The 13,070-nt window shown below is 65.7% G+C and carries 12 protein-coding genes; 6 read left to right on the plus strand and 6 right to left on the minus strand.

The features are described from left to right. The first annotated feature begins 96 nt into the window (after positions 1-96). Both J2R76_RS08460 and J2R76_RS08465 read left to right on the plus strand, forming a co-directional pair. Complete coding sequence (locus J2R76_RS08460) at positions 97-807, plus strand: peroxiredoxin (protein WP_253623910.1); 711 nt, start codon at positions 97-99, stop codon at positions 805-807. Between the two features lie 100 nt (positions 808-907). Further along, positions 908-2,263 carry a M23 family metallopeptidase gene (locus J2R76_RS08465; RefSeq protein WP_057020011.1) on the plus strand — a complete coding sequence of 452 codons (1,356 nt, stop codon included), beginning with the start codon at positions 908-910 and terminating at the stop codon, positions 2,261-2,263. A gap of 70 nt (positions 2,264-2,333) precedes the next feature. Here J2R76_RS08465 and J2R76_RS08470 read toward each other — a convergent pair whose 3' ends face one another. After that, on the minus strand, positions 2,334-2,537 hold the full coding sequence (locus J2R76_RS08470) for a hypothetical protein (protein WP_076832286.1): 204 nt from the start codon (positions 2,535-2,537) through the stop codon (positions 2,334-2,336). Continuing rightward, on the minus strand, positions 2,534-3,409 hold the full coding sequence (locus J2R76_RS08475) for a DUF6502 family protein (protein ID WP_057020009.1): 876 nt from the start codon (positions 3,407-3,409) through the stop codon (positions 2,534-2,536). Before J2R76_RS08475 ends, J2R76_RS08470 begins: the two co-directional genes overlap by 4 nt. 162 nt (positions 3,410-3,571) lie before the next feature. Here J2R76_RS08475 and J2R76_RS08480 point away from each other — a divergent pair, with 162 nt between their 5' ends. Genes J2R76_RS08480 through J2R76_RS08490 form a run of 3 tightly spaced genes read left to right on the plus strand, consistent with a single transcriptional unit; the run spans position 3,572 to position 6,109 of the window. Continuing rightward, positions 3,572-4,300 (plus strand): hypothetical protein, encoded by a 729-nt coding sequence (locus J2R76_RS08480; RefSeq protein WP_253623911.1) that lies wholly within the window; start codon positions 3,572-3,574, stop codon positions 4,298-4,300. Further along, positions 4,301-4,945, plus strand: a complete 645-nt coding sequence (locus J2R76_RS08485; RefSeq protein WP_245311743.1) for a glycosyltransferase — start codon at positions 4,301-4,303, stop codon at positions 4,943-4,945. 6 nt (positions 4,946-4,951) lie between these two features. Continuing rightward, positions 4,952-6,109 (plus strand): O-antigen ligase, encoded by a 1,158-nt coding sequence (locus tag J2R76_RS08490; RefSeq protein WP_253623912.1) that lies wholly within the window; start codon positions 4,952-4,954, stop codon positions 6,107-6,109. A 386-nt stretch (positions 6,110-6,495) separates the two neighbouring features. Here the strand turns inward: J2R76_RS08490 and J2R76_RS08495 are convergent, their stop codons facing one another. Further along, positions 6,496-7,731, minus strand: a complete 1,236-nt coding sequence (locus J2R76_RS08495) for an ABC transporter substrate-binding protein (RefSeq protein ID WP_057020008.1) — start codon at positions 7,729-7,731, stop codon at positions 6,496-6,498. Positions 7,732-7,890: 159 nt separating this feature from the next. Between J2R76_RS08495 and J2R76_RS08500 the strand changes: the two genes are divergently transcribed. Next, positions 7,891-10,044: a carbamoyltransferase C-terminal domain-containing protein gene (locus J2R76_RS08500; protein ID WP_253623913.1), complete on the plus strand. Its 2,154-nt coding sequence runs from the start codon at positions 7,891-7,893 to the stop codon at positions 10,042-10,044. Here J2R76_RS08500 and J2R76_RS08505 read toward each other — a convergent pair. The 3 genes from J2R76_RS08505 to prfB form a co-directional block, all read right to left on the minus strand. Then, entirely contained in the window at positions 10,004-10,939 is a 936-nt protein-coding gene (locus tag J2R76_RS08505; RefSeq protein WP_253623914.1) for a DMT family transporter, read from the minus strand. The genes J2R76_RS08500 and J2R76_RS08505 overlap by 41 nt on opposite strands. 83 nt (positions 10,940-11,022) lie before the next feature. After that, positions 11,023-11,892 (minus strand): NAD(P)-dependent oxidoreductase, encoded by an 870-nt coding sequence (locus J2R76_RS08510; protein ID WP_057020005.1) that lies wholly within the window; start codon positions 11,890-11,892, stop codon positions 11,023-11,025. Positions 11,893-11,895: 3 nt separating this feature from the next. Further along, positions 11,896-13,027, minus strand: a protein-coding gene (gene prfB, locus J2R76_RS08515) for a peptide chain release factor 2 (protein WP_141342568.1) whose coding sequence is annotated in 2 segments (ribosomal slippage) — positions 11,896-12,957 and positions 12,959-13,027 — 1,131 coding nt in all. Because the reading frame shifts where the segments join, the coding sequence is not laid out codon by codon here. Positions 13,028-13,070 lie beyond the last annotated feature (43 nt).

Genomic DNA, 13,070 nt, shown 5'->3' on the forward strand with positions numbered 1-13,070 from the left:
TCAAACTTGCCCAGCGGCCGGTGCGAATCCGGCCGCCGCCAATAAGACCGCAATACCCCAATGGTTGAGCTTCGGAAAGCGACGAAAGGAAGGCGTATGTCCAAGAAAACGCGCAAGAAATCCTCCAACACAACCGGGAAGCGGGTCGCAACAAAGGTTGCGCGCGCTGCAAGCGCAAGCACTGGGAAGTCCGCGACGAAAACCCGCACGGCGGTTGCGAAGAAGGCAGCCAAGAAAACGACCAAGGCGACCGCAGCGGGTGTTCGAAGCAAAGCCTCGCACAAGGCGGCATCGAAACCGTTAAAGCGAGAGCCGGCCGCGACCGTGACCAGTTCGTCCGCCGTCACACTTGCCGAGGGCGCCGCGGCGCCTGGCTTCAACCTGCCGCGCGACGGCGGGGACAGCGTTTCGCTGAAGGATTTTGCCGGCAAGAAGCTGGTGCTGTTCTTCTACCCCCGCGCCGACACCCCCGGCTGCACCCGGGAGGCGATCGATTTCACCCGGCTCAAAAGCGAGTTCGTAGCGGCAGGGACCGAAGTGGTCGGCATTTCCGCCGACACGGTTAAGGCGCAGGAGTCATTTCGAAACAAACACCAGCTGTCGGTGCCGTTGGTCTCGGACCCAGCCCACCAGATGCTGGAGGCCTATGGCGCCTGGGGTGAAAAATCCATGTATGGCAGGACCTTCATGGGAATTATTCGCATGACGGTTCTGGTCGATTCCGGTGGAAAAATTGCCCGGATCTGGCGTCATGTGAAGGTCGACGGCCACGCCGAAGCGGTATTGGAGGCTGCCCGGGCGCTCTGATCGGACGGGTTCCGTTTCCTGAAAATTAACCATGACGGGCTCAAATCGGCCCCGCAAATTAGCCGTACGGAGCTTGGTCCGACCGGCCGCGGGAGTACCGATGTCGAGCCGGTCCGGACACCACAAACACCATCATCCGCAGGACCATGGCCGGACGCCGGTACGCCGTCCGGCAGCCCATCACCCCGCACCTGCCGCCGCGGCGGTGGCGGCCTCCGGCGAGGGCTATACACTGGTCCATGCCGGCAAGCAGGTCCGGTTCGGGCCGGTGGTGTTCTGGATCATTGTCGGCACCGTGGTGCTGCTCGGCATGTGGTCGGCGGCGACCGCGACCTATTTCGCGTTCCGCGACGACGTGCTGACCCGGCTGATCGCGCGCCAGGCCGAGATGCAATACGCCTATGAGGACCGCATCTCGGAGCTGCGCGCCAAGGTCGACCGCACCACCAGCCGCCAGCTGCTCGACCAGGAGCAGTTCGACCAGAAGCTCGACCAGATCATGAAGCGGCAGTCGACGCTGGAATCGCGCGCCACCGCGCTCGGCGCGATGCCTGACGTCACCAGCACCGGATCGATCAAGCCGCAGGGCCGCGCCGAGGCGGCGCCGTCCTCGGGCACCCTGAAACCCTCCCCGATCAGCGACACCGTGATCTTCGTGGCGCCGCCGGATCGCGAGGCACGGCTGGAATCGCGCGCGCCACTGATCGCCAAGACGCAGCCGAACCAGTTCGCCAAGGCCCAGGGCGTCGACAACGTGCTGGTCCGCCTGCAGACCTCGCTTGACCAGGTCGAGCGGCGCCAGGTTGCCGCGCTCGCCTCGGTCGAGGACAGCATCGATTCCAGGGTGCGCCGGATGCGCGGCGTGATCTCCGATCTCGGCCTCAACATGGCGCAGCTCGAGGCGGCGACGCCGCGCTCCGGCATGGGCGGGCCCTTTGTCCCTGTGAAACTCTCTGCCGACGCCGGCGCGTTCGAACGCCAGCTCTATCGCATCAACATCAACCGGGCACAGATGCAGCGACTGAACCAGACGCTGGCGCTGGTGCCTTACCGCAAGCCGGTGGTCGGTGAAGTCGAATTCACCAGCGGCTTCGGCGTGCGCTCCGACCCCTTCCTCGGCCGGCCGGCAATGCATACCGGCCTCGACTTCCGCGCCGCGCAAGGCGATCCGGTGCGTGTCACCGCCAACGGCAAGGTGGTGTCGGCGGGCTGGGCCGGCGGCTATGGCCGCATGGTCGAGGTCGATCACGGCAACGGGCTCTCGACCCGCTACGGCCATCTCTCCGAGATCGGCGTCAAGGTCGGTGAATACGTCAAGATCGGCCAGGTGATCGGCGCCGTCGGCTCGACCGGCCGCTCCACCGGTCCGCATCTGCACTATGAAACCCGCATCGACGGCGAAGCGGTCGATCCGCAGAAATTCCTCCGCGCCGGCGTCCGGCTCAGCGCCGGCTAGCTCAATCTCACGATGATCGATCTGAAGATCGGCGCAAGCGGTCTCGCTTGCGCCGATCTTGTTTGTGGTTTCAGCGGCGGCCGCCGCCCATGCCGCCGGGCGGTCCGCCACCGCCGAATCCGCCGCCGGGCCCGAACGGACCACCACCGCCGCCGCCAGGGCCGTTGCCCTGGTCGTTGCCGCGCTTCTTGACCTGCGCGCCCGCGAGCGACGTTCCGGCAAGCCAGAACGCTGCCAACAGCGCGCGGCGCGAAATGACCGGCGGGCGCTTCACGCTGCACCGCCTTCGTCGGCATCGTCATCGACCGGACCATCCGGCCCCTCGCGGTAGATGTAGATGCCGAAATTCAAGCGATAGTCGCCGCCCTTGTCTTTTGCGAGCGCGCGGTTGGCCTCGCGGTTGGCGACCTTGAGCGCCTCCATCGCCAGCTCGCGCGAGCGGCCCTCGAGCCGTTTCGCCAGCTTCGCCGACAGGCCGTCGTAATGCACCGCGCGTTCGAGGAAGCGCGGCGCGGCCGACGACACGTTCATCTCGGCGGCCGCCACGTGATCATGCAGGTTGCGGCCGAGATAGTGCCATTTGCGGTCGTCGTCGCCATGCGGCACGAAGGCCTCCTCGACCAGCATGATCTCGTCGTCGTCATTGATGGTGACGAGCTTGCGGTCGAGCCATTCGTCCAGCACGGCGCGCGGCCGCACATCCTTGGTGATCGATTCGACCAGCGTCTCGAACGACGGCGCGCCTCCGTCCGCGGTGCGCGGCAGCGGCAGCGGATCGCCCTTGGCATCGGTGAACTCGGGCCCGGCCAGCCAGCGCGCGATGATCGCGCTGGTGCGCGACAGCGTCGCCGGCACCGCATTGACCGGCGCGCCGGCGCCGCGCAGCCGCGCCACCTCCTTGCGGTGGATGCCGGTCAGCAGGCTGACGCGGCTGTCGGTCTGCTCCTTGCCCTCGAGCGCGAAGTCGTGCTCGGCGACGTTGACATAGAGCTCGCGCAGGAGCTGGGTCAGCGCCGGAAACGTCATGCCGCCGCGGATGCAAAGCCGCACCAGCGGGCGCAACATCCGCGCCAGCGGCGCATGCAGCTTCGCTGCGGCGATCGGAGCGAACGATCCCACCTTCGACTTCGGGGCCTTGGCATTCATGCCTAACTTTTAGCCGTCCGCGCCGTGGGACACAATCCCACCTCACTTGACGTGTGATATTTTCCCACTTGTGGGAAACAAAATCATCTCCGGACAAGGTTCGCGCGCTCGCCAGCGGGTGTCACGGAGTCCGGCACTGCCGCCATCGCCACGGACCGCTCCATGACGTCTGCCCGATTCGACCTTGCGATCGCGGAAGCCTGCCGGATCGCCCAGGTTCCGTTTGAGGAGTTCGTGTCGACGGTGATGGCGGGCGGCTATCCCCGCCTGCCGGGCGTTGCGCCCGGAACGCCGCGCCGCTTCGACGAAACCGACCTGCTCGCGCTCTATCGTTACCTCGATGAAACAGACATGAACTCGCCGATCATGCGGGGCGGCCTGCGCCGCACCGTCGACTGGTTCAAGCACAAGCTCAACGCGGCGACCTCGCTCGAATTCATCATCGCCTTCCTGCGCTCGATTCATCTGCTGCCGACCAGCGTTAAGCTGATCGAGAACCGGACCGAGGGCCTCGAATACATTCCGACCGACTTGCGCCATCTCGAATTGTTCGGCGATTTCCTGCTCGAGCCCGGCTTCTACAGCTATCAGGACACCTCGGCCCTGACCCGGTTGCCGCCGCCGCGGGTCGATGCGCGCGACTACGACGTCATTCTCGTCGACACTCCGACCCGGGTTGCGATCCAGCGCCGCCCGGGCGCAAAGGTGATTTGCGTCGTGCACGACCTGTTGCCGATCACCGATCTCGAGCTGGACGACATCGCGACACGCCTGTTCCTGTCGCGTCTTTACACCAGCGTGAATCAGGCTGACGAGCTCGCCTTCGTCTCGAACTACAGCATGAACCGCTTCCGCGCCCTGCTCCCGCAATATGCGCACATTCCGGTGTGAGTGGTCTATCCGCGGACCCGTTTCGACGTCGCGGAAGCGCCGCTTGCGGCGGCGCCAACCGCCGTCCCGGCACGGCCGAGCTTCGTCGTCATCGTTTCAAACGAGCCCCGCAAGAACCTCGCCGCCGTCATCCGCGCCTTCCGCAAGTTGCCGGAGGCCGATCTCGTCGTGATCGGCTATGCCGGTGGCGCCAACCAGGCGCGCAACCTGCCGAAGAACGTCCGTTTCTCCGGCTATGTCGACGAGCACGAGAAGGCGGCATTGATCGCGGACGCGCACGGCCTGATCATGCCGAGCCTCGCCGAAGGCTTTGGCGTCCCGATCATCGAGGCATTCGCGGCCAACACTCCTGTGCTGTGCTCCGATATTGCCGTGTTCCGCGAGGTCGCGGGCGAGCTTGCCGACTATTTCGATCCGTTCTCGACCGACTCGATCTGCGCCTCGGTGCGACGCGTGCTGGCGCAGCAGGAGCAATGGCGCGACCGGATCCGCGCGCGGCGGGCCGAGCTGGCCGAGCGCTTCGGCCACCACACCCAGGCGCGCGACCTGCTGTCGCATCGTGCTGCCCCGGACGTCGCGGCCGCTGCTGCGGCGCTCACCGCCGCTATGGCGACCTTCAACGGTGCAACCGCGCACGGCGTGTAACCGGTCATGAGCACCGATTCCGACGCCATTGGTCTCGCAATCGAACCGCCAGCACGATGGCGCGATCGCGTCCGCACCTGGTCCGCCTCAGTCGCCTATGTCCGCGCCACCGATACCCTGATCGCCCTGGCCACGGCGTCGCTACCCTGGTCGACCACGGCACTCGCCGTCTTCATGCTGCTCTGGCTTGTCGCCGTGATCCCGACCATCGACTGGGAGCAGTTCGTGCTCGACCTCGCGCGGCCTTCCTTTGCGTTGCCGATCGCGCTGGTCGCACTCGCCGTGATCGGTGTGGCGTGGTCGGAGACGAGTTGGGCCGAGCGGCTGCAGGGCATCAAGCCGCTCGGCAAGCTGCTGCTGCTGCCGTTCCTGCTCGGCTACTTCCAGCGCTCGCAGCGCGGGCTCTGGGTGTTCCTGGCCTTCCTGGTGTCCTGCACGGTGCTGATGATCCTGTCCTGGATCGTGCTGGCGCTGCCGCAGCTCAAGCTCGCGCACACCGCATCCGACGGCGTGCCGGTCAAGAACTACCTCGACCAGAGTCAGGAGTTCGCGCTCTGTGCGTTCGCGCTGGCACTGCCGGCATTGACGACGCTGCGGGCCCGGCAATGGCGCTTCGCTGCCGGCGCCATCGCGCTGATGCTGCTGTTCGTCGCCAACATGCTTTATGTCGTCTCGGCGCGGGCCGCGCTGGGCTACATGCCGGTGCTGTTGATCCTGTTCGCGTCGCTGCATCTGTCGCGGCGCGCCACGCGGCTGCTGTTCGCCGGCGTCGCGGTCACCAGCCTCGTGGTCTGGACCACGTCTCCCTACCTCCGCCAGCGCATCGCCGACGTCGGCATCGAGTATCGGGCCCACGATACGTCAGGCATCGCTTCCACGGCGCAGCGCCTGACCTATTGGCGGAAGTCGGTGAAGTTCATCGGCGAGGCGCCGTGGCTCGGGCACGGCACCGGCGCGATTAGGCGCATGTTCACGCAGGATGCCGTCGGACAAGCCGGCCTTGAGGCCGAGCTGATCAACAACCCGCACAACCAGACCCTTAATGCGGGGGTCCAGTGGGGGCTGATCGGCATCCTGCTGCTCTACGCGATGTGGATCAGCCACGTCAGGCTGTTCGCCGGCCGCGATCTCGTGAGCTGGATCGGACTCGCTGTGGTCGTGTAGAACATCACAAGCTCGCTGCTCAATTCGCATCTGTCCGATTTTCACGAGGGCTGGATGTACGTGATCGGCGTCGGCGTCGCCGGCGGCATGGCGCTCCGCGCCCGCCGGCCGGAAAGGATTTTGGCGGACAATGCCGCGGCAGGCGGGTTGAAGCGGCTTGTATAATCCGGAGCTGCATCTGCTCGCGCCGTGTGTGCCTCACCGGTGGCGCAACAAATTCAGCGTCGTCCCGGCGTAGGCCGGGACCCATTACCACCGAAGACGATTGTTGCGCGACGCTAGGGCCACAGCTTCCTCACCAACCCAATCCTGTGGTTATGGGTCCCGGCCTACGCCGGGACGACGGTGGTGTTTGCCGAGCGAGCATCGGCTTCATCACTCCCCGCCTACCGCGACGCTTCGTGCCCGACCTCACCGGTGATGACGTCACCGAACAGCTCCCACGCATCGCCGTTGAAGCGCATCAGCTGCATCTGCTCGATCGGGAAGTAGTCGTCGGGAGAGGTGTTGACCATGACGCCCGGCAGCATCAGGTCGGAGTGGAAGTTCTTCAGGTTGGCGGCCTGCTTCATCACGTTCTCGCGCGTGAGATTGTCGCCGCATTGCTTCAGCACCTGCATCATCGCCTCGGCCTGGACATAGCCATAGAGGTTGTTGGCATTGGCCTTGTCGCCGTCGGGATAATACTTGTCCATGAAGGCGCGCCAGCTTTGCACCGCCGGATCCTTGTCCCAGGTCGGATCGGTCGGGTCCTTCAGGTAGGCGGTCGAGATGATGCCCTTGGAGAACTCGAGGCCGGCCGGTTTCAGCACCGAGGCGACCGAGGTCGCGGTGTTGGCGAGGAAGAATTTCGGCTTCCAGCCGAGCTCGCCCACTTTCCGGATCGCCTGCGCCGAGCCCTTCGGCGCCGCCCAGGAGAAGAAGATGTCGGCGCCGGAATCGTGCAGCGCGACGATCTGCGAATCGATCGAGGGATCGGAGACCTCGTAGGACTTGTCGGCGATGATCATGCCGACCTTGTCGCCGAGCCCGTCCTTCAGGCCCTTGAACTGATCCTTGCCGGCATCGTCATTCTGCCAGAACACCGCGATCTTGCTGTCGGGGAATTTGTCGCGAATGTACTTTGCGTAGATGCGGCCCTCGCTCTGGTAGTTGGGCTGGAAGCCCATCGTCCAGGGAAAGTTCTTGGGATCACCGAACTTGGTGCCGCCGGAGGCGACGAACAATTGCGGCACCTTCTTGGCATTCATGTATTTCATGATTGCCGAATTGGACGGCGTGCCGAGCGGCTGGAAGATCAGCAGCACCTCGTCGCTCTCGACCAGCTTGCGCGCCTGCTCGATCGCCTTCGGAGGCGAATAGGCGTCGTCGTAGCTGATAAAGTTGATCTTGCGGCCGTTGATGCCACCCTGCTCGTTGGTCATCTTGAAGAACGCGGCCTCGGTCTTGCCGATCACCCCATAGGACGACGCCGGGCCGCTGTATGGCATGATGTTGCCGATCTTGATTTCGCCATCACTCGCGCCGGGATCGTATTTCTTCTGCGCGGTGGCCGAGGTCGCGATCAGTGCCGCACTTGCGAACGCCGCGATTGCGCCAATATATCCGAAACGAGCCGGCATCGTTTTCTCCCGATTTTTGTCGTTGGTTTTGGCGGCAAGTCTCGCAAGAGACGCATGTGCTGGCAAGCGCTGGGTTTTTCCGTTGGGCGAAACGGCATTGTTGCCTGGCGCTATTTATGATTGAAGGCGATCTGGGGATCACGAGTCGAGGCGTTCTGATTGCGTAAACCGGACATCCGTACCGGTCCGCGGCATCCGCATCTTGCGGCCGCGGGCTATGAGATCACGCGCCGCCTCAGCGAGTCTGCGCTGGCGAAGCGTGGCCTGCACAAGGCCAATGGCGCGTTCGCGCAGCGCACGATCGCCTCGATCCGCGAAAAGCTGCAGCGCGGCGAGACCGTCTATATCGCAGGCCTCGCCTGCCCCGGCACGCACAATACCGGCGTCGCGCTGGTCGAGATCACCCAGAAGGACGGACCGCGCCTGATCGTCAACAACGAGGAAGAGCGCTTCTCCGGTAACAAGCACACCAACGAGTTCCCGCAACACGCGCTCGACGACATGCGCAAGGTGTTGCAGCGGATGGGCCGCGACATCGGCGATATCGCCGCCTTCGTCACGACATGGGACTATCCGGCGCTGCTGGCGATGCTGATCCGCACCTCGCTCGAGGAAGCGCCGGCCAGCCTCAAACTGCTGCGCGCCCCGATCGCACCGGCGATCAATCTGCGCCAGCTGGATCAGGTGCGGCGGCTGTCGCACCGGCTCGGCAGGATGTACGGGCTCGACAAGCAATTGCCGCTGATCTGCATGCCGCATCACGACAATCACGCCTGGTACTCGTTCACGGCCTCGCCATTCGCCGATGCGCGCGAGCGTGTCGCGATCGCGGTGCTCGACGGTACCGGCGACGTCGGCTCGATCTCGCTCTATGTCGCCGAGAACGGCGAGATGAAGCAGCTCTATTGCAACGAGAGCCTGTTCGACTCGCTCGGTGCTTTCTACACCGTGATCTCATCCAGCCAGGGCGGCTGGACTTGGCTGTCCAGCGAGGGACGCTACATGGGCGCCGCCGCCTGGGGCGACATGAACCGCGCCACCAATCCGTATTATCAGCGCTTGAAGGCGGTGCTGCAGCTCGGGCCCAACGGCAGCGTGCAGCTCAATCGCGCGATGGCCAATTGGTACGCCGATCCCGCCGACAATCCCTATCGTCAGCCGCTGATCGACATTCTCGGCCCGCCGCTGCGCCCGGACCAGCTCTGGAATCCCGACGCCGTGCTGCGCGTCGAGGACATCAATCACCGCCCCGACACCAAGGACCGCGTTGATAAGGCAGCCGCGACGCAACTGGTGTTCGAGGACGCGATGATCCATGTCATCGACCATCTCCTGCGCACCACCGGCACCGACCGCCTGGTGCTGACCGGGGGCGTCGCGCTGAACGCGCTCGGCAACATGCGGCTGCTCGAGCATTTCGACGAGGCGTGGTTCGAGCGGGCGCAGCAGCGCAAGACGCGACTGCATATGTGGGTGCCGCCGGTGCCCGGCGATCCCGGCGTGCCGATCGGCGCCGCCTGGCTGTTCGCGCATATGGCGGGCGCGCCGCGCGGCGCGCCGCTGTCGCACGCATTCTATTGCGGCCTGCCACCCTCGAACGCCGGCATCACCGCGGCGCTGCATGCCGACGACATCGCCTCGACCGAGATCGGCAATGTGGCGACGTCAGAAGGGCGCGATGCGGTTGCCGACCTGATGGCATCCATGGTCGCGCAAGGCGGCGTGATCGCGATCTATCAGGGCGCCGCCGAAACCGGCCCGCGCGCGCTCGGCCATCGCTCGATCCTCGCCAATCCCTGCGATCCCGAGGTGCGCGAGCGGCTCAACGAGCGGGTCAAGTATCGCGAGGCGATCCGGCCGCTGGCGCCGATGGCGACGCTGCAAGCTGCGCGCGATTATTTCGAGCTGGAAGACGGCGCCTCCGACGCTGACTACAACGCCTATAACTACATGGTGCTCACGGCGCATTCGAAGCCCGAGGCGCGCGCGAAGATTCCGGCGGTGGTGCATGCCGACGGCACCGGCCGCATCCAGATCGTGCGCGAGGCCGACGATCCCCTCACCTATGCCTATCTGAAGGCGCTCGGCCGTCATATCGGCGTCGAGATGTCGGTCAACACCTCGTTCAACGTCGCAGGTCCGATCGCGCAGACGCCGGCGCAGGCGATGGACACGCTGCGCCGCTCCAAGGGGCTCGATGCCGTGGTGTTGGTCGCCGACGACGGCACCGCCTACGCCGCCTGGCACGGCGGCGAGCGCGACAGCGGCCGCTTCAGCGGATGGTATGCGGCGTGGAAGCAGGCGCGCGGCTGAACCAAACCAGCACGCGGCCGTCGATCAAGAGCAGCGCGCTCGCGATCACCAGCGCGCCGATCACCTCGCGCAGTGCGATCGGATCGCCGAGCACGAGATAGCCGAGCAGCATCGCGGTGACCGGAATCAGCAGCGTCACCAGCATCACATTGGTCGCTCCGGAGCGCTGCAGGATCTGAAAGAACACGATATAGGCCAGCGCCGTCGACAGCGCCGCGAGCCCGAGCACGGCGAGCCATGTCGCGGGATGCGGCATCGGCAACAGCCACGGCCGATCGACGACGGCGGCGATGGGCGCCATCAGCACCGCCGAGGCCATCATCTGGAACGTCGCGGTGCCCAAGGGCGGCACGCGCTGCGGCAGCCGCCGTCCGACCAGCGCCGCGATGCCGTAGCTGAAGGCGCCCGCGAGGCACAGCAGGATGCCGATGCCCTGCCGGCTCTCGAAGCCGAGCGCATCGCCATGCAGGATCGCAACCCCGATCAGCCCGACCAGAACGCCCGCCACGCGGCGCGCTTGCAACCGTTCCTCGCCGGCCGCCGCCATCACGACCACCGCGAACAGCGGCGTCGTCGCGTTGAGGATCGAGGCCAGCCCGCTCGGAATATAGGTCTGCCCGAACACGATCAGCGCGAACGGCAGCACATTGTTGAACAGCCCCATCGCAACGAACGGCGCCCAGCCGGACAGGCTGCGCGGGAATTCGATTCCGGCGGCCCGCAGCAGCGGCAGCAGGATGATCGTGCCGAGCACGACGCGCAACAGCACCAGGGTCAGCGGCGGCAATTCGCGCAGGATCACGCCGTTGAAGAAGAACGAGCCGCCCCAGAGTACCGACAGCAGGACAAGCAGCCCCCAGTCGCGGCGATCGATCCAGTTGTCGGCGGAAGGCATGTCGGGCACTCACCTGCAGTCGGACAGGTGACTAGGGCAGCGCCGCGAATATTCCCACCCGATTTCCGACAATGGCGGCCCGCCTATTTCGGCCGCGACACGATCTCGATCATCTGGCCCTCGTCGGCGTCGGGCGCATGGGCCTTCGCCTTGTCGTAGGCGGCGAGCGCGGCGCGGCTCACGGGCACGCCGGGCAGCAAGGTCTCGGCGAGCCGCACGGCGTAGTCGGCATCCTTGTGGCGCAGCGCCGCGGTGAACGATGCGCCGGAGAAGTTGCGGTCGATCATCCGCTTGGAGTGGCGGATCACCTGCGGGCTCGCCACCGCGCCGGTCGCCAGCGCCTCGGCCACCAATTGCATGTCGAGGCCCGCCTGCTCGGCGATCGCCACGCCCTCGGCGAGGCTTGCGATCTGCACCGCGCCGATCAGGTTGTTGATCAACTTGAACACAGTGCCGGTGCCAACCGCGCCGAAATGGCGGATCGTGCTGCCAATCGGCGCTAGGAACGGCCGCGCCCGATCGAGATCGGCGGGATCAGCGCCCACCAGCAGCGTCAGCTTGCCGGCCGCCGCCGCCTCCGGCAGGCCGGTGACCGGGCAATCGATGTAGACCAAGCCACGGCTCTGCAGTTCGCGCGCCATCTCGACCGTGTGCTGGTACGAGACCGTGGAGCATTCGATCGCGAGCGTGCCGGCCTTCATGTTGGCGGCGGCGCCGTCCCTGGTCAGCCAGACCGCGCGCGAGGCTTCGTCGTCGGCGACCATGGTCACGACAGCATCGGCGTCGATTGCGGCATCCTCCGGCGAGGTCGCCCACAGCGCGCCGCGAGCGATCAGGTCCGCGGCCTTGGCCTTGCTGCGGTTCCACACGGCGACCGTGAAGCCGGCATCGAGGTAACGGCCGGCCATGCCGTGGCCCATGCGTCCCAATCCGATGAAAGCGACGCGCGGCATGGGCTAATCCACATCCTCAACGGAGCCGGGCCCGGTGCCGAAGGCACGCTGCGCCAAGGTCGCCGCCATGAATTCATCGAGGTCGCCATCGAGCACCCCCGACGTGTCGGAGGTCTGCACACCGGTGCGCAGGTCCTTCACCATCTGATAGGGCTGCAACACATAGGAGCGGATCTGGTGACCCCAGCCGATGTCGGTCTTGGCGGCCTGATCGGCGGCAGCCTGCTCCTCGCGCTTCTTCAGCTCGATCTCGTAGAGCCGCGCGCGCAGCATGTCCCAGGCCTGCGCCCGGTTCTTGTGCTGGGAGCGGCCGGCCTGGCAGACCACCGCGATGCCGGTCGGGATGTGCGTCAGGCGCACCGCCGACTCGGTCTTGTTGACGTGCTGGCCGCCAGCGCCGCCCGACCGCATGGTGTCGGTGCGAACATCGGACTCCTTGATCTCGATCTTGATGGAGTCGTCGATCACCGGGAAGATCTGCACCGACGAGAACGAGGTGTGCCGCCGCGCGTTGGAATCGAACGGCGAGATGCGCACCAGGCGATGCACGCCGGCCTCGGTCTTCAGCCAGCCGTAGGCGTTGTGGCCGCTGATCTGGATGGTGGCGGACTTGATGCCGGCCTCTTCACCCTGGGATTCTTCGAGGAACTCGATCTTGAAGCCGTGCTTCTCCGCCCAGCGCGTGTACATGCGCAGCAGCATCTGCGCCCAGTCCTGGCTCTCGGTGCCGCCGGCGCCGGCATGGACTTCGAGATAGGAATCGAACTTGTCGGCCTCGCCCGACAGCAGCGCCTCCAGCTCGCGCCGGGCGACCTCCTTCTTGAGATCCTTGAGCGCCTTCTCGGCCTCGGCGACCACGCCCTCATCGTTCTCGGCCTCGCCGAGCTCGATCATGCCGATATTGTCCTCGAGCTCGCGCTCGACCTTGCCGATGCCTGAGAGCGCGTCCTCCAGTGAGGTACGCTCCTGCATCAGCCGCTGGGCCTTCTGGGGATCGTTCCAGAGATTGGGGTCTTCTGCGAGCTTGTTCAGCTCAGCGAGGCGTGCCGTCGATTGTTCGACGTCAAAGATGCCTCCTCAGCAGCCCGACTGACTGCTTGATCTCTTCAACAAGGCGTTCGATTTCCGCGCGCATGGTCTTTCAGGTGTTGGCTAAAAAGGTTCCGGGGGATGTAGCG

This window comes from Bradyrhizobium sp. USDA 4532 (assembly GCF_024171315.1).
GTDB lineage: Bacteria > Pseudomonadota > Alphaproteobacteria > Rhizobiales > Xanthobacteraceae > Bradyrhizobium > Bradyrhizobium australafricanum.